The 19615-nt window shown below is 72.6% G+C and carries 16 protein-coding genes; 11 read left to right on the top strand and 5 right to left on the bottom strand.

Features of this window, described 5'->3' with window-relative positions:
- Window positions 1–57: 57 nt before the first annotated feature.
- The 9 genes from CKO43_RS16755 (at window position 58) to CKO43_RS16715 (ending at window position 10318) form a co-directional block, all read left to right on the top strand.
- Window positions 58–876: an ABC transporter permease gene (locus CKO43_RS16755; protein WP_200379306.1), complete on the top strand. Its 819-nt coding sequence runs from the start codon at window positions 58–60 to the stop codon at window positions 874–876.
- Window positions 876–2159, top strand: coding sequence for an ABC transporter ATP-binding protein (locus CKO43_RS16750; protein ID WP_200379305.1), 1284 nt, complete (start codon window positions 876–878; stop codon window positions 2157–2159). The genes CKO43_RS16755 and CKO43_RS16750 overlap by 1 nt, the downstream gene beginning before the upstream one ends.
- A gap of 47 nt (window positions 2160–2206) precedes the next feature.
- Window positions 2207–3085 carry a methyltransferase domain-containing protein gene (locus CKO43_RS16745; protein ID WP_200379304.1) on the top strand — a complete coding sequence of 293 codons (879 nt, stop codon included), beginning with the start codon at window positions 2207–2209 and terminating at the stop codon, window positions 3083–3085.
- 351 nt (window positions 3086–3436) lie between these two features.
- Complete coding sequence (locus CKO43_RS16740) at window positions 3437–4651, top strand: glycosyltransferase (RefSeq protein WP_200226029.1); 1215 nt, start codon at window positions 3437–3439, stop codon at window positions 4649–4651.
- Entirely contained in the window at window positions 4626–6470 is a 1845-nt protein-coding gene (locus tag CKO43_RS16735) for a hypothetical protein (protein WP_200379303.1), read from the top strand. The genes CKO43_RS16740 and CKO43_RS16735 overlap by 26 nt, the downstream gene beginning before the upstream one ends.
- On the top strand, window positions 6470–7630 hold the full coding sequence (locus CKO43_RS16730) for a glycosyltransferase family 4 protein (RefSeq protein WP_200226033.1): 1161 nt from the start codon (window positions 6470–6472) through the stop codon (window positions 7628–7630). The genes CKO43_RS16735 and CKO43_RS16730 overlap by 1 nt, the downstream gene beginning before the upstream one ends.
- Window positions 7627–8610 carry a glycosyltransferase family 2 protein gene (locus tag CKO43_RS16725; protein ID WP_200379302.1) on the top strand — a complete coding sequence of 328 codons (984 nt, stop codon included), beginning with the start codon at window positions 7627–7629 and terminating at the stop codon, window positions 8608–8610. Before CKO43_RS16730 ends, CKO43_RS16725 begins: the two co-directional genes overlap by 4 nt.
- The gene (locus tag CKO43_RS16720; RefSeq protein WP_200379301.1) at window positions 8607–9392 is read left to right on the top strand and encodes a polysaccharide deacetylase family protein; all 786 of its coding nucleotides are present in this window, start codon (window positions 8607–8609) and stop codon (window positions 9390–9392) included. The genes CKO43_RS16725 and CKO43_RS16720 overlap by 4 nt, the downstream gene beginning before the upstream one ends.
- A gap of 8 nt (window positions 9393–9400) precedes the next feature.
- Entirely contained in the window at window positions 9401–10318 is a 918-nt protein-coding gene (locus CKO43_RS16715) for a glycosyltransferase (RefSeq protein WP_200379300.1), read from the top strand.
- Between the two features lie 16 nt (window positions 10319–10334).
- On the opposite strand, the gene CKO43_RS16710 is transcribed toward CKO43_RS16715, so the two are convergent.
- The 4 genes from CKO43_RS16710 to CKO43_RS16695 form a co-directional block, all read right to left on the bottom strand.
- Window positions 10335–11285 carry a sulfotransferase family protein gene (locus tag CKO43_RS16710; protein WP_200226043.1) on the bottom strand — a complete coding sequence of 317 codons (951 nt, stop codon included), beginning with the start codon at window positions 11283–11285 and terminating at the stop codon, window positions 10335–10337.
- 124 nt (window positions 11286–11409) lie between these two features.
- Window positions 11410–11832: a hypothetical protein gene (locus tag CKO43_RS16705; RefSeq protein WP_200379299.1), complete on the bottom strand. Its 423-nt coding sequence runs from the start codon at window positions 11830–11832 to the stop codon at window positions 11410–11412.
- A 14-nt stretch (window positions 11833–11846) separates the two neighbouring features.
- Window positions 11847–12719: a hypothetical protein gene (locus CKO43_RS16700; protein WP_200226048.1), complete on the bottom strand. Its 873-nt coding sequence runs from the start codon at window positions 12717–12719 to the stop codon at window positions 11847–11849.
- Window positions 12720–12807: 88 nt separating this feature from the next.
- On the bottom strand, window positions 12808–13773 hold the full coding sequence (locus tag CKO43_RS16695) for a glycosyltransferase family 2 protein (RefSeq protein ID WP_200379298.1): 966 nt from the start codon (window positions 13771–13773) through the stop codon (window positions 12808–12810).
- Window positions 13774–13862: 89 nt separating this feature from the next.
- On the opposite strand from CKO43_RS16695, the gene CKO43_RS16690 reads away from it, so the two are divergent.
- The gene (locus CKO43_RS16690) at window positions 13863–14912 is read left to right on the top strand and encodes a hypothetical protein (RefSeq protein WP_200379297.1); all 1050 of its coding nucleotides are present in this window, start codon (window positions 13863–13865) and stop codon (window positions 14910–14912) included.
- Window positions 14913–15269: 357 nt separating this feature from the next.
- A complete protein-coding gene (locus CKO43_RS16685) occupies window positions 15270–17252 on the top strand; it encodes an acyltransferase family protein (protein WP_200379296.1) in 1983 nt (660 codons plus the stop codon).
- On the opposite strand, the gene CKO43_RS16680 is transcribed toward CKO43_RS16685, so the two are convergent.
- On the bottom strand, window positions 17231–19615 hold a 2385-nt coding region (locus CKO43_RS16680), incomplete at its 5' end, for a glycosyltransferase family 4 protein (RefSeq protein WP_200379295.1). The genes CKO43_RS16685 and CKO43_RS16680 overlap by 22 nt on opposite strands.

Here is a 19615-nt window from a genome sequence, read left to right as displayed (position 1 = left end):
CCCCACGCACGGCCCTTGTACCGAAAGGCGCCGCGGCGCCGCGTTTCCCGCCCATCCATGAGTGCCCCCAGCCAGAGCCTTTTTGCCCACCGCGACCTGATCGCCACGCTGGCGTGGAAGAACGTCGTCGTGCGCTACAAGCAGGCCTACCTGGGGCTGGCCTGGACGGTGGCCAAGCCGCTGATGATGATGCTGATCTTCACGCTGATGCGCGGCTTCATCGGCATCGACAGCGGCGGCGTGCCGTATCCGGTGCTCGCGTACTGCGCGCTGATGCCCTGGATGTTCTTCCAGGAGTCGGCCTCGGAAGGCGTCAACAGCGTCGTCGGCAACGCCCACCTGATCAAGAAGGTCTACTTCCCGCGCGCGATCTTTCCGCTGACCGCGGTCGTCACCAAGCTGGTCGAGTTCGGCGTGAACTTCGTGATCCTGCTGGCACTGATGCTCTGGTTCGGCATGCTGCCCGGGGTGCAGGCGCTGTGGGTGCCGCTGCTGGTGCTCTACACGGTGTGCGCCGCGCTCGCGCTGGCGCTGCTGGGCGCGGCGATCAACGTGCACTTCCGCGACGTCGGCCAGATGCTGCCGGTGCTGCTGACGCTGCTGATGTACGTGTCGCCGGTGATCTACCCGCTGGCGCTGGTGGAGCGCCGGCTTCTGGTCGAACACGCCGGCGGCGCCTGGTCCGAGTGGCTTTACCGGCTCTACACCGCCAACCCGCTGGCCGGCATCATCGACGGCTTCCAGCGTGTGCTGCTGCTGGACCAGCCGCCCGACCTGCAGGCCATGCTGCCCGGCATCGTCGTCGTCGCCGTGTGCCTGCCGCTGTCGTATGCGGTCTTCAAACGCGCCGAGCGCCATTTCGCGGACGTTATCTGATGGCTGCCCCGATCATCCGCGTCGAACACGCGACCAAGGAGTTCCGCCTCGGCCAGCTCACCGGCCTGGGCCAGAGCCTGCGCAACGGCGCCAAGCGCCTGCTGGGCCGGCCGGTGGCGCGGCCCGAGGCCTTCAAGGCGCTGCACGACGTCAGCTTCAGCATCGAGCCGGGCGAGGTCGTCGGCATCATCGGCCACAACGGCGCCGGCAAGAGCACGCTGCTCAAGCTGCTGGCCCACATCAGCCAGCCCACCGAGGGCCGGGTGCTGGTGGAAGACCGTGTCGCGCCGCTGATCGAAGTGGGCGCGGGCCTGGTGCCCGACATGACCGGGCGCGAGAACGTCTTCCTCAACGGCGCCATCCTCGGCATGCGCCACGACGAGATCAAGCGCAAGTTCGACGACATCGTCGCCTTCGCCGAACTCGAGCGTTTCATCGACACCCCGGTCAAACGCTACAGCTCGGGCATGCAGGTGCGGCTGGGTTTCGCCATCGCCACCGCGGTAGAGGCCGGCATCCTGATCGTCGACGAGGTGCTGGCCGTCGGCGACCTGGCGTTCCAGCGCAAGTGTTACGACCGCATCGAGGGCTTCGTGCGCGACGGCAACCGCACGCTGCTGCTGGTCAGCCACAACCTGCGTCAGGTCGAACGCCTGTGCAGCCGGGTGCTGATGTTCGAACGCGGGCGGCTCGAAGCAGACGGTGCGCCCAAGGAGATCTGCGACGCCTTCGTCAACCGCAGCAACGCCAAGATCGCCAGCAATCGCGGCGCGGCGGCGGCCCGCTACGAGAGCTCGGGCGAGGTCTCGCTGGTCGCCGTGCAGGTCGTGCCCGCGCCCGGCGTGGAAGCGCCGGCCTCCGGCGACGACCTGGATTTCGAGATCACGATCGACGTGCACGCCGCGCTGCAGCACGCGTCCTTCACGGTCGGCGTGCACACGACCGACCTGTTCTTCATCTCGATGTCCAGCAGCGAACTGACGATGTCGGTGCCGGTGCTGCCGCCGGGGCGCCACGTGCTGACCTGCAGGATGACCGGGCTGGCGCTGACGCCCGGCATCTATGCGCTGCACTTTTCGGTCGAGGCGGGCGAGCGCGCTGCGGCACCGGTGTTCCGGGCGGACAACGTGACGACGTTCCAGGTGCTGGCTCCCGCCGGGCATCGCGCCCCGGCGTCCGAACGTTTTGGCGCGGTGCGTGCGCGCACGGCCTGGGACATGCAGCCAGCGCTCGAACCGGTGCCGTGCGACGCGGGCATCGTGTCGGCACACGACGGAGCTTGAGCATGGGCGTCGCCCCCCGTTTGCCACGCAAAGCAGTCGGCGACTGGGTGCGACGTCGCTTTCCCGGCTGGTATGCGGCGCGCGTCGACCGCTCGCGCCTCGAACAGCGCCAGCGCATAGACGCCCTGCTGCGCGGTGGCGGCACGGCGCGCACGCTGGCGCCGTCCCGCTTCGACGAGCTGCAGGCGCGCGGCTTCGCCCGCGCCGCGGCGTACCGCTACGACGACTTCAGCAGTGCGGTGCGCGCCGGTGAGCGCCTGCGCCGGCTGGCGGCGCTGCTGCCGGGGCTGACGGCGCCGCATTCGGTGCTGGAGGTCTCCTGCGGCGACGGCATGGTTGGCGCGCTGCTGCAGCTCGCCGGGCACGACACGACCCTGAGCGACATGCGCGACTGGCGCGGCAAGGCCGCACTCGGCCTGCCGTTCGTCGGCTGGGACGTGGACCACCCCTTTCCCGACGGCGAGCGGCGCTTCGACCTCGTGCTGTCGTACAACGCCGCCGAGCACTGGGCCGACCCGCGTGCCGCGCTCGAGCGGCTGCTGGGCCTGTGCCGGCCCGGCGGCCACGTCGTGCTGGACTTCGGGCCGCTGTTCAACAGCCCCTGGGGCCTGCATGCATGGAGCGTCGGGTTCCCGTATCCCCAGTTCCTGTTCCCGCGCGAGTTCGTCGAGGCGCGCGTCGCCAGCCTGGGCGTGCAGGACCTGGGCGCGAGCTCGGCCACGCTGCAGCCGACCAACGGCTGCTCGCTGGCGAGCTTCCGGGCGCTGTGGCCGCGGCTGCCCGCCGACGTGGTCGCGCTGCACGAGGACCGCGACTACCGCTACCTCGGTTTCGTCGAGGAGTTCGCCGACTGTTTCCGCGGTCGCGGGCTGACGCTGGACGAGATCACCGTCAACAGCATCGAGATCGTGCTGCGGGCTCGCTAGGAGTCTGCGCGGTAGGACCCTGCCCTGGCCGATACCGTGGGAGCCGGAGCGTGCCCGTGGTCCGGCCTCTGAGCCGCGAGCAGAAGAGCGCCGGATGAAGCGCGGTACAGCAATCGTCAGACTGGCTGGAGCCTCCCTCGCGGAGGGAGGCTGGAGGGTGCGGTCCGACACGCTGGAGCACCCTCGTGGAGGGGGCTCGGGGGAGCCGTGCATTCAGCCGCAGGCTAGGAGTCTGGGCGGCTTCTGCCGCGCAGACTCCTAGCCGATTGGCGTGCGGGCGTCACGGATCGTGCGCCAGCTTCCCCGCAAGCCGGGGGCGATGAGCACCGCGGCGCATCGGACAATTGAAGGATGGCCCGCATCCTCTTCGTCCACATCCGCTATCCGGAGTTCGACCGCTGCTCGGGCGATGTGCGCGTGACGAACATGCTGCGCATCCTCGCGCAGCGCCACGAGGTCGCCCTGCACGTGCTGCACCAGCAGCCCGGTTATCTCGAGGATCCGGCCAACCGGCTCTACGCCGACGGCCTGCGCGAGATCGGCGTGGCGGTGCGCAGCGGCAGCCTCGCGCGCCACCTGCGCGAACAGCGCTACGACGCCGTCGTCATCGAGTTCTGGTACGTCGCCCGGCCGCTGATCGAGCAGATCCGGGCGTTGCAGCCGCAGGCGCGTGTCATCGTCGACACCGAACACATCTATTTCTATTCCGACCAGGTGCGCGAGGCCGCGATCGGCTCCGACACCAGCGCCGCCGAACGTGCCGAGCGCAAACGCGCCGAACTCGACGTCTACCGCCGCGCCGACGCCATCCTGACGACCACCGACGAGGACCGCGACGTCGTGCTCGCCGAGGCGAGCGAGGTCGTCTGCCGCACCGTGCCCAACATCCACGCGCTGCCCGACGCGCCGGTGGGGCGGCGCGAGGGGCGCCTGGACGCGTCGCTGCTGTTCATCGGCAACTTCCGCCACAACCCGTCGAACGCCGACGCGATGACCTGGTTCTGCCGCGAGGTGATGCCGCAGGTGCTGGCGCGCTGCCCGCAGGCACGGTTGCGCATCGTCGGCAACATGCCGCCGCCGGAGGTGCAGGCGCTGGCCGGCGAACACGTCGAGGTGACGGGCTACGTGCCCGAGACCGCGCCCTATCTCGACACCAGCCTGGTGTCGGTGTGCCCGCTGCGTTTCGGCGCCGGGCTCAAGGGCAAGATCGGCGAGGCCATGGTGCACGGCGTGCCGGTGGTCTCGACCTCGGTCGGCACCCAGGGCATGCAGCCGGTGGTCGGCGACGAGATCTTCGTCGCCGACGAACCGCAGGCTTTCGCCGCCGCGGTGGCCGAACTCTTCGCCGACGAGGCCGCCTGGCGCCGGCTGTCGGTCGGCGGCCGCGAATTCATCGAACGCCACTTCGGCTTCGACGCCGTGTCGCGGCGGCTCGACGAGATCTTCGGCGACCTGCAATGGCTGCCGGTGCGCCGCCTGGCGCCGACCGCTGCGGCGACGCTGGGCCTGCGCGTGCGCGCCTCGGACTGGTTGGAGCAGCATGTTCTCTGGCGCTGGCGTGCCTGAAGCGGCGGCGGGCCTGTTCCCGCCGTCGGCCGGACCGAAGCGGGACGCCGGCGCGCTGCCGGTGTGCACGGTGTCGCTGGGCGCCGCTGAAGGCTGGGCGCTGCCCGCGGGCAGTTCGATCGCGCCGGCGCCTTTCGGCGGCTACCTGGTGCGCCTGGCGGGCGCCGCGGGCCCCGAGTGGCTGTGGCTGCCGCAGGGCCCGCGCCGCGTGCAGCTCGACGCGCGCGGCCGGCTGCTGAAGGTCGAACCGGTGGCGCTGGACACGCTGGCCTGCAGCGCCGACGGCGTGCAGCTGGGCAGCAGCGCTGCCGCCGGCGACGTCGAATGGGTCTGCTGGCGCCTTCCCGCTGGCGAGCCGGTGCCGCCGACGGCGCTTGAGCGCGGCGCCTGGTACCTGCTCGGCTCGCACACCGCACTACGCGGCCGCGCCGGCGTCTACCGCCACCTCGTCGCCGGCACCGTCTACGAGGACCGGCTGGCCTGGCCGAATCAGTGGCGCGTGTTCTCCGAGAACGACGCCCATGCGCTGCACCTGGTGCTGGGCGGGCTGGCGCGCGCCAGCGCCGACCCGCTGCTGGCGGCGATACGGCGCCAGGTGCTGGACGCGGTGCTGGCGCGCCAGTCCGACGACGGTGGCTGGCGCCACGGCGAGTGGACCGACACGATGGAGTCGCACTACCGCCTGCACTGCAGCGCGATGCACCTGATGATGGACACGCTGGCCGAGGGGCCGGACGAACGTGTGCAGCAGGCGCTGGCGGCGGCGGCGGCCTTCCTGGCGCGCCAGACCGAGGCGCTGGCCTTCGGCCAGTGGCTGCTGCACGACGAGCTCGAGCACTCGGTCGAGAAGATGCGCCTGGGCCCGTTCCGCTGGGTGCCCAGCCGCGCCTTCGGCAAGTCCGAATCGAACATGCTGGTGCTGAACTCGCACCTCGACGCCACCGTCGCGCTCGACCGCTACGCCGAACTGACCGGCGACACCCGGCACGCGGCGCTGGTGGCGTCGGCGCGCGCGTCGACACGTGCGGTGCTGGCGCTGCGCCCGGCCGAGGCGCTGTACCGGCTGCTGTTCCGCCTGATCGGCCTGACCTTCCTGCCCACCGAGCGCGCCAGCCGCCTGCCGCTGTGGCAGCGTGCGCTCAAGCGCCTGGCCTGGCAGCACCTGATCCCGCGCCTGCCCGACCTGAAGGCGCGCTGGCCGCGCCTGGTGATGCCCGGCGGCTACATCGACCGCGAGCTGACGCTGCGCACCTGGGCCCACGACTACCACGCGGTCAACCTGATGGACCTGGCGCGCTACCTGCGCCGCTTCCCCGACGAGGCGCTGGTGCGCGAAGTGCTGGTCGCGGGGCTGGAGTTCACGCGCACCAGCGGCATCCTCGAGCGCTGGCGCGAGCTGAAGTACCAGAAGTACGCGCTCGGTTTCTGGGCCGAGGCGCTCTACCACGTCTGCCTGCTCGACCCGGCACCGCGCTGGCGCATCTGGCTGGCCGAGGCGATGCTGGTGCTGGAAGACCTGGGCATGGGCCAGCCGCCGTCGCTGCTGGGCGCCAACGCCGAGGCGCTGGCGCCGGCCGAGCAGCTGCCGTGCCCGAGCCCGGCCGACGCGCGGCTGCGGGTGGCCAACCTCGGCCGCCGCGGCGCGCCCGAGCTGCTGCTGCTGAATCCAACCGCCGAGCCGCTGGTTCTGGCCTGGGAGCAGGCGCCGGCCGACGCGCTGGTCTGGCGCGACGCCGCCGGACACGAACTCGCTCCCGGTGCCACCATCGCGCCGCGCAGCTGGCTGCACGGCCTGCCGGTGGCGCGAGGGGAGGGCTGATGCACGTCGCCATCGTCGCGCCCGAGTTCCCGCCGGAGATCGGCGGCATGCAGACCTATGCGCTGGAGTTCGCGCTCGAACTCGTGCGCCGCGGCCACCGCGTCACGGTGCTGACGCGGCGGCGCCCGACGCCGCCGCCGGTGCTGACCGGCATCGAGCTGCACCAGGTGCTCGCCGGCCGCGCCGCCGCCGACCTGGCGGCGCTGCGGCGCGTGGCTGCCGACGCCGACGCCTGGCACGTGATGAACGCGGCCTATGCCTGGGTCGCGCTGCACCTCGCACCGACCGTGGTCTCGATCCATGGCAACGACTTCCTGCGCCCCTACATCCCCGTCGGCGAACCCGACCTGGGCGCGGTGCCAGGGCTGTGGCGGCTGCCGGCGCTGCGTGGTGCGCTGGAGCGCCGGCTCGGCGCCGGCCGCACGCCGCGGCTGATGCGCGCCGGCCTGGGCCGCGCGGCGCTGATCCTCGCCAACAGCCGCTACACCGAACGTGTGTTCCTGGAGCTGTTCCCAGAGTGCGCCGGCCGCACGCAGGCGGCGATGGTCGGCGTCTCGGCGTCCTACCTCGAACCCGCCGAGCGCCCCGCGCACGCGGTGCCGGAACTGCTGACCGTCTGCCGGCTGTCGGAGCGGCGCAAGAACGTCGACCTGGTGCTGCGCGCGCTGGCGACGCTGAAGGAGCGCCACGCCTTCCGCTACACCGTCGTCGGCGACGGCGAGCTGCGGCCCGAACTCGAGGCGCTGACGGCCGAACTGGGCCTGCAGGATCGTGTGCGCTTCGCCGGTTTCCTGGACGCCACCGGCCTGCGCGCGCAGCTGCTGGCGAGCGACCTCTTCGTGCTGACGGCGGCCATCAACCCGGCCAGCCACGAAGGTTTCGGCATCGTCTACCTCGAGGCCAACGCCTGCGGCACGCCGACGCTGGCGGCGCGCCTGGCCGGCGCCGCCGAGGCCGTGGCCGACGGCGTCTCGGGCTGCTTTGTCGATGGCCTGGAGGTCGCGCAGGTGGCCGCGGCGCTGGAACGGGTGCTTTCGGGCGCGCAGCGTTTCGACCCCGATGCCTGCCGCACTTTCGCGCGCGGCTTCGGCTGGGACCGCGTCGTCGAACGGGCGCTGCCGGCCTATGCGCTGGCGACGCCGCAGGGACAGGCGGCATGAGTCTTCAGGGCGTTATCGGGGCAACGGCCGACCGGCCGCTGGTCTCGGTCGTCATGCCCGCCTACAACGCCGCGCCCTATGTCGAGCAGGCGGTGCGCTGCGCGCTCGACCAGGCGGGCGCCGAGGTCGAACTGCTCTTCGTCGACGACGGCTCCACCGACACCACCGCCGAGATCGTGCAGCGGCTGCAGGCCGAGTACGGCCCCCGGCTGACGCTGCTGCGCGGCGCGCGCGGCGGCCCGTACCCGGCGCGCAACCGGGCGCTGCAGGCGGCGCGCGGCGAGTTCGTCGCCTTCCTCGACGCCGACGACTGGTGGGAGCCGGACTTCGTCACGACGCTGCTGCAGGCGCTGCAGGCCAGCGGCGCCGACATCGCCTACTGCGGCTGGCGCAACGTTGGCGAAGGCATCAGCGGCGGCCGCGCCGAGCCCTATGTGCCGCCGGCCTACGAGGACGGCGACCCGGTCGAACACTTTCTGCGCGGCTGCCCCTGGCCCATCCACGGCGCGCTGCTGCGCCGGCAGGTCGTCGACGCCGTCGGCGGCTTCTCCGAGCGCCTGTTCTCGTCGATGGACTACGACCTCTGGATCCGGCTGCTGGCGGTGACGCGCAACATGGTGCGCGTGCCGCGCGTGCTGGCCTACTACCGCTGGCACGGCAGCGGCCAGATCTCGGCCGTCAAGTGGCGCCAGGTGCTGCACGCCTGGCAGGTGCGGCGCGACTTCGTCGCCGCGAACCCGGCCCTCGTCGCCCATCTGGGTGCGGCGCGGCGGCGCGAGCTCGTCGACGGCCCGCTGCTGGAGCAGGGGCGCACGCTGTTCTGGCGCCGCGACCTCGAAGGCGCCCGGCATCTGCTGCGGCGCGCGCTGGCCACCGGCGCCTGGCGTGCGGCCGACCTGCCGTTGCTGGCCGCGGCGCAGCTGCCGCTGCCGGTGTTCGCCGCCCTGGTGCGCCGTGCCGACAGCAGGAGCCGCCCGTGATCGCCGTCGCCGAACGGGTGCCGGTGCTGATGTACCACCGCGTCGACGCCCGCGGCAGCGGCGCCGAGCGCGGCTACTGCGTGACGCCGCAGGAGTTCGGCGCCCATCTCGACTGGCTCGCCGCCGCCGGCTGGACGCCGTGCACGCTGGCCGACTTCGGCCGCTGGCAGCGCGCGCAAGGCACGCTGCCCGAGCGCAGCGTGCTGATCACGTTCGACGACGGTTTCGCCGGCCTGCACGCGCACGTGCTGCCGCTGCTGGCGGCGCGGCGCTGGCCGGCGACGGTGTTCCTGGTCAGCGCCCGCATCGGCGGCCGCGACGACTGGGCGACACGCGAGTTCCGCAGCGTCGGCGCGCACGCGCTGCTGGACGCGGCGCAGATCGCCGAGATGGCGGCCCAGGGCATCGAGTTCCACAGCCACACCCGCAGCCACGCCGACCTGATGGCGCTGGACGACGCCGCGCTGGCGGCGCAGCTGCGCGGCTCGCGCGACGAACTCGAGCAGCTGCTCGGCCGCCGCGTCGACGCCGTCGCCTACCCCTACGGCCGCACCGACGCCCGGGTGCAGGAGGCCGCGCGCGCGGCCGGCTACTGCCTGGGCTTCAGCGTCGAGCCCGGCTTCAACCGCCCCGGCGGCGACGCGCTGCGCCTGCGCCGGCTCGACATCACCGGCCACGACGGCGGCGCGCGCTTCGGCCGCAAGCTCACGCTGGGTAGCAACGACGGTTCGTTCGCGGCCCAGGCGCGTTATGTCCTGGGCCGCATCGCCGCCCGCTTCTGAAGACGCCCATGGACGCCACCGTCATCGTCTGCACCTACAACCGCGCGGCGTCGCTGGCCGACACGCTGGCCGCGCTGGCGGCGCTGGAGCTGGCGCCGGGTTTCGAGTGGGAACTCGTGGTCGTCGACAACAACTCGCGCGACGCGACGCGGCAGACGGTCGAGGACTTCGCTGCCGCGCACCCGGCGCTGGCGCTGCGCTACGTGTTCGAAGCGCGCCAGGGCCTGTCGCACGCCCGCAACCGCGGCATCGCCGAGGCACGCGGCGCGATTCTCGCGTTCACCGACGACGACGTGCTGCCGGCGCCCGACTGGCTGGCGCTGCTGGTGCGCGGCATGGAGGAACACGGCTGCGCCGCGGCCGGCGGCTACATCGCGCCGCTGTGGCTGGCCCCGCCGCCGGCCTGGCTGACCGAACGTTTCTACGGTTTCCTGGCGCTCAAGACCGACGAGGACGGCCCGAAGCCGGTGTCCGAGCCCGAGCACATGCCTTTCGGCGCCAGCCTGGTGTTCCGGCGCGAGGTCTTCGAGCGCCTGGGCGGTTTCGACCCCAACCTCGGCCGCAAGGGCGCGGTGCTGGCCGGCGGCGAAGAGATCGACGTGCTGATGCGCGTCGTGCACGACGGCGGCCGCGTCGTCTACTTCCCGCAGGCGCGGGTGCGGCACAAGGTCGAGGCCTTCCGGCTGAACAAACGTTACTTCAGGCGCTGGCGCTACCAGTGCAGCCGCAACGAGGCGGCGGCGCTGCCGGCCACGGGCCGGCGCATCGCCGGCGTGCCGGCGTACCTGCTGCCGCAGCTGGCGCGGGCGGTGGGCAAGGCCGCCTGGATGCGGCTGACGAGCCCGGCCGACGAGGCGTTCCGGCAGGAGATGATCGTCTGGCACTTCCTCGGGCTGATGCGCGGCGCGGCGGCGCGCAGCGCCTGAACGCCGCCGCGCCGGCCTAGCTGCTGCGGCTGACCTCGTCGGCCGGCCGCCACTGGCGCCAGCGCGCGACCATGCCGTTGTGCCAGCGGTAGGCGGCACGCACCGGCAGCGGCAGCCGCGGCCCCGGCGTCGACACCGGGTAGCCGAAACGCTCCAGCGTCGCGCCGGCCGCGCGTTCGAACACGCGGACCTGGCTCGGCGACATCTCGTGGCGCCACTTGCCGGCGTTGGCGGTCTGCAGCGGGCCTTGCAGCAGCGGCGTCTTGCCGCCTCCGGCGGGCCGGCGGTAGTCGAGCACCGAGTCCTGGAACTCCAGGCCGAGAAAGTCGCACACCGCGCCCAGGGCCTGCCGCGGCGCCTGCAGCAGCTCTTCGTAGCGCAGCTCCAGGTACTGGCGCGGCGGCAGCGCCTCGCCGTGGGTGCGGCCGGCCTCGACGTACTGTTCCCAGTAGCGCGCGGCGAAGTAGGTGTTGTAGACGTAGAAGTCGTCGCGCCGGCCCATCAGCGACAGCGCGACGTCGCGGCCGTCGCGCACCACGTGGATGAACTGCGCCTGCGGCCACCAGCCCAGCAGCGCCGGCATCTGCAGCACGTAGTACGGCGTCTTGTCGCCCCAGCGCGGCTTGCCTTCGCCGCGCGCGTTGGCTTCGAACAGCCCGGCGACGAGCTCGCGCATCGTGCGCCGGCCCTCGGCGACGAAACGATCGGCCAGCGCCTGGACGTCGAAGCGCAGGCCGTGCAGGTCGGTGTCGACGAACTCGGCGCGCTGGCGGTGCATCGCCTGCAGCACCGCGACCACGTTCTCGCGCTGCGACAGGTCGCCGTAGGCGGCCTCGTCGCGCATCAGCGGGACGATGAAGTGCGATTCGCCGGTGGGGATGGAAAGGCCCGGGTGCGCGCGCAGCATGTACTGCAGCAGCGTGGTGCCGGAACGCGGCGCGCCGACGATGAAGAGAGGGCGATGCAAGGCTGTGCGGGCAGGGCAAGCGTGCAAGGACGGCGAGCGCGGGTCTACGCGCTCGGGCTGCCCGACCATAACCTGTCGCCGGACAACCTACGGTGACGGCATGAAACGCAGGGCCTGTATGCGCTCAGCGCACCAGCACCTTGGCCAGCGCCGCGGCGCGTGCCTTGGCGTCCATCACGTCCTTGGTGATGTAGCAGCCCGGTTTCATCTCGCGGATCGTGTAGTCGACCTCGCGCACCGCCGACTGCGCCGCGCCACGGCGTTCGTTCATCGCCAGCGTCGGGCTCGACGCCTGGCGCAGGAACACCAGCGCCGGGCAGAAGTGGTTCATCGACGTGCCGCAGGAGTCGGGCGAGATCGCGAACACCGGCGGCTGCAGGGCGCCGTCGACGTACTGGTGGTAGCAGTACTTGGGCAGGTAGGCGACCTCCATCGGCGAGGCCTTGTACTTCGGCGGGATCGCCGGCTTGGCGGCGACCTGGGCCGCCGCGGGCGCGGCCGCCAGCACCAGCACGAGTGCGGCGGCCAGGTGGGACTTGGAAGTCATCATGGGCCTTTGCGTCAGAGAAGGTCGGCGATGCCCAGGCGCGCGGTGATGCGTGGCAGGTCGAAGTTGATGTCCATCTCCTCGGCCTTGCTCGCGGCGCGCTGGTAGTGCTTCACGGTGATCACGGAGAAGTGTTCCTGCGCGATCCAGCCTTCGCGGATGGTGTCGACGCGGCCGCCGCCGAAACGCTGCCAGTAGCGGATGCCGCAGCCGTGGTCATCGTAATAGCGATCGCGGCGCGCGCGCTCCGCCGGATCCGAGGGGGCGTTGGGGTGGTGCTGGAAGCCGCGCCACCAGCCGCAGCCCTGCTCGAACTGGTCGCGGCTGGCGCCGCGCGTGGTGCAGCCCAGCACCTCCCAGTAGCGGTGGTATTTGGGGCGCAGGATGTTGCGCAGGCCGCCGTAGGTCTTCACCGCCGCCATCTCGCCATCGCGCAGGCGCTCGAAACGTGCCGCCGCCGCGCGCATCTTGGCGCGCGGCATCAGCACGTCGGCATGCCAGAACGCGAGCCGCGGCGCCCACAGGAAGGCGAACTCCAGCGCCATGTGCTGGTAGAAGACCTGCAGCCCGAGCGGGGCATTGAAGTCGATCGCCACCGCGCCCGGCACCAGCTCGCGCGGGCGCTGGCCGCAGTTCGGGTCCCAGCCGATCACCGGCGTCCAGCCGGTCTCGGCGACCAGCTTCTGCTGCAGCAGGCACCAGCGCTCGTTCATGTTCCAGCACAGCCACGGGCGCTCTATGCCGCGCAGTGGCTCGGCCCATTGGGCCGCGGCGTCGAGCAGGTCCTGCAGCGGGCGGTCCCAGAAGCGCCAGTGGCCGGTGCCGTTGCGTCCGGTGGTCTTGCCGATGTCCCAGGCCGTGGGGGCGGCCGCCTGCAGCGTGCTCAACTCGAGGTCTCCTGGAGCGTGGCGCACCAGCCCGGCGGGCCGCTGCCGCCGGGCCAGCCGGCGCGGGGCAGTTTATCGGCGGCGGCGCTCAGCGCGCACGCGCACTCCCGGACTTGACCGACCGCAGGAAATCGACCAGCCCCGCGGGCAGCGTCGCCGCCGCGGCGTAGAAGGCCGCGCGCGCGCTGGCGGCTTCGCGCAGGCTGCCCGCGAAGGCGCCGCGCGCCTCGTGCCGGCGGCCTTGCGCGAAGTACCAGTAGCCCAGGTCGGCGAGCGCGTCGGCAACGTAGCGGTCGGGGTCTACGCCCCAGCCCGGCATGCGCGGCCCGGCCCAGCCGCGGATCGTGCGCGCCATGTCGACGTAGCCGCGCAGCATCGGCTCGACCGACTTGGTCACGTTGTGCGAGTGTTCGACCCGGATCTCCTCGACGCTGGCGACGCAGGCCAGGGCGTGGCGCGCGGCGATGCGCAGCCACAACTCCAGGTCCTCGCCGTAGCGCAGCCCGGTGTCGAAACCTTCCAGTGCCGCCAGCACCTCGCGCCGCACCAGCACCGTGCTGGTGTTGACGAAGTTGATCTCCAGCAGCCGGCGCGGCGCCTCGGGCACCGGGGCTCCGCCCAGCCCCTCGAAGAAGCCGCGCAGGCCACGCAGCACGAAGTTGGACGCCACCTGCTGCACGCCGTGTTCGTCCTCGATCGCCATGTCGGCCGACACCAGCGCCACCGACGGGTGGCGCGCGAGCAGCGCGAGCTGGCGCTCGATCTTGTGCGGCAGCCAGCGGTCGTCGGTGTCGAGGAAGGCAATGCAGTCGCCGCGTGCCGTGCGGATGCCGCGGTTGCGCGCCGCCGCCGGCCCGGCGTTGTCCTGGCGCACGTAGACGATGCCGGCGCCAAGCGCCGCGACGACCTGCCCGGTGTCGTCGCTGGAGCCGTCGTCGACGATGACGATCTCGGCGCAGGCGGCGGTCTGCGCGCGCACGCTGGCCACCGCCGCCGGCAGGAAGCGGGCGCGGTTGTAGGTCGGGATCACGACCGAGACGCTGGGCTGGCTCATCGACTCGCGGGGGAGGGGGACTGAAGTCTGGTTGCGCTGGATCAGAATGCCGCTCGCGCTGCGCCGAGGCCGGCAGCGACGCCCACCACATGACGTCCCAGCCGAATTCCAGCGCTCTTTCCGGTTTCCGGATTCTCGTCGCCAAGAACGTCCGGCACTTCCTCGAGGCGCGGGGGTTCGAGTTCGTTCGCACGAAACCGGCCGGCGCGGCGCCGGCCCGCGCCGGCCTGATCCGGCCCGGCGGGCAAGCCGCGGCGCGGCTGCCGGTGGCGGCGCCGGACCCGCAGCGCTTCTTCAGCGTCGAGCTCGAGGCGCGCCCCGGCATCAACCACCTGCGTTTTGCGCTCGACCTGCTGGTGCGCGAGGCGGTCGCGCTCGGGCGCACGCCGGTGGCCTTCAAGCCCCGCTTCGATCCGCGCCACAACCTCGGCCACGATCTCGATACCGACTGGGAGCGCTACATCGACCTGGAGCAGGTCGCGCTGCATCCGCCCGGCGGCGGAGAGCCGCTGCGGCTGCGCCTGCTGCCCAGCACGGCGCGGGCCTCGCTGGCGCCGCTGGCGACGGCCTGGTTCGAGCGCCGCCACGTCGTCAGTGCGGCCGAGAACCGGCGCTGGGACTTCGTCCTGCGCTGCAACCGCACCGGCCTCGAGGTGCCGGGCGTGCACGACGCAGCGTCCGGGCTGCCCGGCTACGTGGTGAAGTTCGCGCCCTCGGCGCAGGTGCTGGCGCTGGCGCAGGCGGTGGTCGACGAACTCGGCGACTACTGCGCGATGCACGTGCGCCGCGACGACATGCTCGAGCTGACCGAGCAGTACCCGCACCTGGACGCCGACACCCGGCCCGAGCGCATGCTCGCGACGCTGGCGCCGCACCTGCCGCCCGGCAGCCGGCTGTACGTGATGACCAACGAGCGCCAGCCGGGTTATTTCGACCCGCTGCGCCGCGTCTACGATCTGCGCCAGTTCTCCGACTTCGCGCCGCTGCGTGCGCTGCTCGAAGGGCCGGCGCCGGACAACTTCCTGCTGTTCGAGGTCGAGAAGCTGCTGTTCGAACGCGCCGCGCTCCAGGTCCACACCTTCACCCACCCCGAAGGCGGGCGCCGAATCGCGCTGTGCCGCGACAAGGGCTGGGCCTAGGAGTCTGCGCGGCTGCTGCCGCGCTGACTCCTAGGCTGCGGCCTTAACGCACGGCTCCCCCGAGCCCCCTCCGAGAGGGTGCTCCAGCTTGTCCGACCGCACCCTCCAGCCTCCCTCCGCGAGGGAGGCTCCAGCTAGTCTGACGACGGCTGTACCGCGCTTGCAGCCTGCGCTTGTCTGCTCGCGTCTGGATGCCCGGAGCCCGGGCACGTTCTTGATCCCGCGGCGCCGGAAGGCGCGCTCCCCCTCGGCCAGGGTCTTCTGGCCGCGGCATCGATCGCCACAATGCCCAGCGCGCGGGTCGCGTCGCGGGGTGCGGCGCACCGCCGCCGGCCGCTTGCCCAACCGGAGCGCGACATGCACTATCGCCCCGAGGTCGACGGGCTGCGCGCACTCGCCGTCGTCCCGGTGATCCTGTTCCACGCCGGCCTGCCCGGTTTCAGTGGCGGCTTCGTCGGCGTCGACGTGTTCTTCGTCATCAGCGGCTTCCTGATCACGTCGATCATCGCCGCCGAACTCGACACCGGGCGCTTTCGCATCGCCACTTTCTACGAGCGGCGCGCGCGGCGCATCCTGCCGGCGCTGTTCACCGTGATGGCGGTCTGCCTGCCGCTGGCCTGGGCCTGGATGCTGCCGCGCGACCTGGCCGCTTTCGCCGACAGCCTGGCGGCGACGGCCGGCTTCGTGTCCAACCTGCTGTTCTGGCGCACCGCGGACTACTTCGACAGCGCCGCCGAGTTCAAGCCGCTGCTGCACACCTGGAGCCTGGCGGTCGAGGAGCAGTACTACCTGCTGTTCCCGCCGCTGCTGATGCTGCTGTGGCGGCTGCCGCGGCGCTGGCGCCTGACCGCGCTGGTGCTGCTGGGCGCGTCCAGCTTCGTGCTGGCGCAGCGCGTTTCGCAGTCGGCGCCGAACGCGGCCTTCTACCTGCTGCCGACCCGGGGCTGGGAGCTGCTGATCGGCTCGCTGCTGGCGCTGTCCGGGCCCGCGGCCACCGACGCGCTGGCGCGCTCGCGTGCGCTGCGCGAGGGCGGCGGCCTGCTGGGCATCGTGCTGCTCGGTTACGCGGCGCTGTGTTTCGACCACACGACGCCGTTCCCGGGTTCCAGCGCGCTGGTGCCGACGCTGGGCGCGGCGCTGCTGATCGTCTGCGCCACGCCCGGCACCGCAATGGGCCGCGTGCTGGGCAGCCGGCCGCTGGTGGCCGTCGGCCTGCTCAGCTACAGCGCCTACCTCTGGCATCAGCCGCTGCTGGCACTGGCGCGCCACCGCAACCTGCTGCCGCCGGGCCACGCCGTGATGGCCGGCGTCGCGCTGCTGTCGCTGCTGCTGGCCTACGCCAGCTGGCGCTGGGTCGAAACGCCGATGCGCCAGCGCGGCCGGCTGCAGCGCCGGCAGGTGTTCGTGCTGGCGGCGGCCGGCAGCGCGGCCTTTCTCGCGCTCGGCGCCGCCGGCCACCTGGCGCGCGGTTTTCCCGGGCGCCTGCCGGCGGCCGCCCAGGTGTCCGAGCTGGACATGCCGCGCGTGGACAACGGCTGGTGCTTCTACAGCGTCGACAGCCTGCCGCAGCTGGCGGTGGGCGCCGCCGGCGAGGGCTGCTGGCGCGGCGCGGCGCCGCGCACGCGGCGCGCGCTGCTGTTCGGCGACTCGTTCGCGGCGCAGTACGAGCCCTTGTGGCACCGCGCCGGCCAGGAAGGCGGCCTGGCGGTGCACATGGTGAGCACCAACTGGTGCCACCCCGCGTTCGGCGAGGCCTTCACCGGGCCCCGTTCGAGCCCGGCCTACGCCCAGTGCCTGGACAACCGCCGCCTGCTGCAGGCACGCGCCGGCGACTACGAACTCGTGATCCTCGGTGCCGCCTGGGGCAACCTGCTGCGGCGCGGGCAGCTCGACGGCGCGCTGCAGGCGCTGAGCGAGCTGGCGGCGCGTGTGCCGCTGGTCGTGGTGATGCCGTCGCCGCGCCAGTACGACGGCGACGTGACGGCCGCCTTCCAGCGCAGCCGCATGCACGGCGAGGCCTTCGACATCGCCGACTTCCCCGCCGCCGGTGACGCGCTGTCGGTGGCGGCCCATGCGCGCCTGCAGGCCGAGGCGGCGCGCCACGCCAACGTCGTGTTCGTGCCGCGCGAAGACCTGTTCGGTGCCGGCGCGCGCCTGCCCGACCTCGCTGCCGACGGCATCCCGTTCAGCCTGGAGGGCTGGCACATCAGCATCCACGGCGCGCGCCAGGCAGCCGAGGTCTTCCTGCGTTCGCCGAGCTGGCGCACGCTGCGCGCGCGGCTGCCGGCGGCCACCGACGCGCCGGGCGCCAGGCCGGCTCAGCGCAGCACGGCGTCGTAGACGCGCTCGACCTGGCGCACGTGTTCGGCCACCGCGAAGCGGCGCAGCGCCTCCTCGCGCGCCGCGGCACCCAGGCGCCGGCCGAGCGCGCGGTCTTCGTACAGCCGCAGGATGCAGGCCGCCAGGTCCTCGGCGTCGTTGGGCCGGAACAGCAGCCCGGTGCGGCCGTCTTCCACCATCTCGACGGCGCCGCCGTGCGCCGGTGCCAGCAGCGGCCTGGCCATCGTCATCGACTCGATGATCATCGTGCCCAGCGGCTCGGGCGAGGTCGAGGCCGACAGCACCACGTCCAGGCCGTTGTAGACCTCGGCCATGCCGCCGACGTGGCCGGTGAAGACGACGCGGCCGGTGAAGGGGGCGTGCAGCGCGCGTTCGCGCAGCTCGGCCTCGAAGTAGCGGCACTCGTCGGGCGTGCCGCCGATGATCGCGAACACCGCGCCCGGCATGCGTGCGGCGATGCGTTCGACGGCGTCCAGGAACAGCCGCTGCCCCTTCCACGGGATCAGCATGCCGACCAGGCCGACGGCGAAGGCGTCTTCCGGGATGCCGTGGCGGCGGCGGAAGGCGGCGCCGTCGGCGCCCAGGTCGAGCTTGTCGAGCTCGATGCCGTCGTAGACGTAGCAGCGTTTGCGTTCGGGCACGCCGAGCCGGCCAATGCTCTCGGACACCCAGCGCGAGACGGCGATGAAGTGCTCGGGCAGGCGGAACAGCGAGTGCATCAGCGGCGAGCCCTGCTGGTCGCCGCGCACGTGGGCGACCACCGGCACGCCGGTCAGGCGCCCGGCCAGCACCGCGGCGCGGTTGCACAGCGGCTCGTTGTTCACGTGGATCAGCACCGGGCGGAACCGCAGCACCGTCCACAGCGTCTGCACGAACGAGGGCAGGAAGTTGCCCAGGTCGTCGGCGCGCGCCAGCACCTGGTTGGCCGCCCAGCGCAGCCCGGGCAGGGCGTCGGGCCAGCGTGCTTCGGCCAGCCGGCGTTTGGCCGAGACCGTGTCCAGGCGCCGGTCGGGGATGTGCTTCCAGCGCGAATCGTTGGCGATGTCCTGGTATTTGGCGTCGCCCAGCCCGGTGACGACCATCGGCTCCCAGCGCGTTCGGTCCAGGTTCCGCACCAGGTGGCGCAGGCAGATGATGGCGCCGCCGTAGCCGATGCCGTTCTCGACGTAGAGCACGCGCCGCGGCGGCTGCAGCAGCGCGCCGTACAGCGCCTCGTAGCGGTCGGCGACACGCTCGATCGCGTACTGGCGCTCGGCGATGGCGCGTGCCGCCGGCCCCATCGCCGCGCCCGCCGGGCCCAGCGCCTCGCGCACCGCGGCACCGAGCGCTGCGCTGTCGTCGGGCGCGTAGGTGCGGCCGGTCACGCCTTCGGTGACCAGTTCGCGCGTGCCGCTGGCGGCCGCGGCGACGCAGGGCAGGCCGCAGGCCATGGCCTCGAGCACGACGTTGGGCAGGCCTTCCTTCACCGACGGCAGCAGCAGCAGGTCGGCGGCGCCGTAGTAGCGGTCCAGGCCGGCGCAGAAGTCGTGCAGCACGAAGCGCCCGGGGTGGGCGGCGGCGAGCGTGGCGAGCCGGCCACGCAGCACGCCGTCGCGGTCGTCGCGGCTGCGCGGGCCGACGGCCACGAGCAGCGCGCCGGTGCCGAAGGCCTCGTGTTCGATCCAGCGTTCGGCCAGCCAGAGGATGTTCTTGCGCTCGTCGAGCACGCCGGCGTACAGCGCCACCGGCCGGTCCGCCGGCAGCCCGAGTTCGGCGCGCAGCGCCGTGCGCTGCGCCGGGCCGGTGGGCTGGAAACGCTGCGTGTCGACGCCGTTGGGCACGTGGTGCACACGCTGCGCCGGCAGGCCGCCGGCGCGGAACTCCTCGACCAGGTCGCGGCTGATCGCGACGTGCACGTCGATGCGCCCGAGCATGAAGCGGTGCAGGCGGCCGACGGCCGAGTGCGACAGGCCTTGCAGGTCGTCGTTGGCGAGGCTGGCCTTGATCAGCGACTTCAGCCCGAGCAGCCGCGCCAGCGGGCCGATGAAGGCGTTGGTGAAGTAGGCGCCGTGGCTGTGCAGCAGGTCGAAGTCGCGCCGCCGGCGCCAGACGTAGCGCGCGAGGTTGAACCAGAGGCGGAACTCGCGGTGCTTGCGCATGCGCCCCGGCTCGACCCGGTGTACGGCGAAGCCGTCGACGACCGCGTCTTCTTCCAGCCCGGGCCAGCGGTTGGTGACGAACTCGACGTGGTGGCCGCGTGCACGCAGCACCCGCGCCAGCGTCAGCGCCTGGATCGCCGCGCCGCTGTATTCGGGGGCGAAATAGGCCGTGTACATCAGCACGCGGGCGGGGCGGCGATCCAGGCGCTGACGCTGGCGCGGGTG

Origin of the sequence: Rubrivivax gelatinosus (assembly GCF_016583785.1) — a bacterium.
Lineage (GTDB): Bacteria > Pseudomonadota > Gammaproteobacteria > Burkholderiales > Burkholderiaceae_C > Rubrivivax > Rubrivivax gelatinosus_B.
Note: the sequence above shows the minus strand (reverse complement) of the source record. Positions and strands in the feature narration are given on the sequence as shown.

Excerpts from the sequence above, each read along its gene's own strand:
- CKO43_RS16755 (WP_200379306.1), top strand. The coding sequence starts at position 58 with ATGAGTGCCCCCAGCCAGAGCCTTTTTGCCCACCGCGACCTGATCGCC.
- CKO43_RS16750 (WP_200379305.1), top strand. The coding sequence starts at position 876 with ATGGCTGCCCCGATCATCCGCGTCGAACACGCGACCAAGGAGTTCCGC.
- CKO43_RS16740 (WP_200226029.1), top strand. The coding sequence starts at position 3,437 with ATGGCCCGCATCCTCTTCGTCCACATCCGCTATCCGGAGTTCGACCGC.
- CKO43_RS16735 (WP_200379303.1), top strand. The coding sequence starts at position 4,626 with ATGTTCTCTGGCGCTGGCGTGCCTGAAGCGGCGGCGGGCCTGTTCCCG.
- CKO43_RS16730 (WP_200226033.1), top strand. The coding sequence starts at position 6,470 with ATGCACGTCGCCATCGTCGCGCCCGAGTTCCCGCCGGAGATCGGCGGC.
- CKO43_RS16725 (WP_200379302.1), top strand. The coding sequence starts at position 7,627 with ATGAGTCTTCAGGGCGTTATCGGGGCAACGGCCGACCGGCCGCTGGTC.
- CKO43_RS16715 (WP_200379300.1), top strand. The coding sequence starts at position 9,401 with ATGGACGCCACCGTCATCGTCTGCACCTACAACCGCGCGGCGTCGCTG.
- CKO43_RS16705 (WP_200379299.1), bottom strand. The coding sequence starts at position 11,832 with ATGACTTCCAAGTCCCACCTGGCCGCCGCACTCGTGCTGGTGCTGGCG.
- CKO43_RS16695 (WP_200379298.1), bottom strand. The coding sequence starts at position 13,773 with ATGAGCCAGCCCAGCGTCTCGGTCGTGATCCCGACCTACAACCGCGCC.
- CKO43_RS16690 (WP_200379297.1), top strand. The coding sequence starts at position 13,863 with ATGACGTCCCAGCCGAATTCCAGCGCTCTTTCCGGTTTCCGGATTCTC.
- CKO43_RS16685 (WP_200379296.1), top strand. The coding sequence starts at position 15,270 with ATGCACTATCGCCCCGAGGTCGACGGGCTGCGCGCACTCGCCGTCGTC.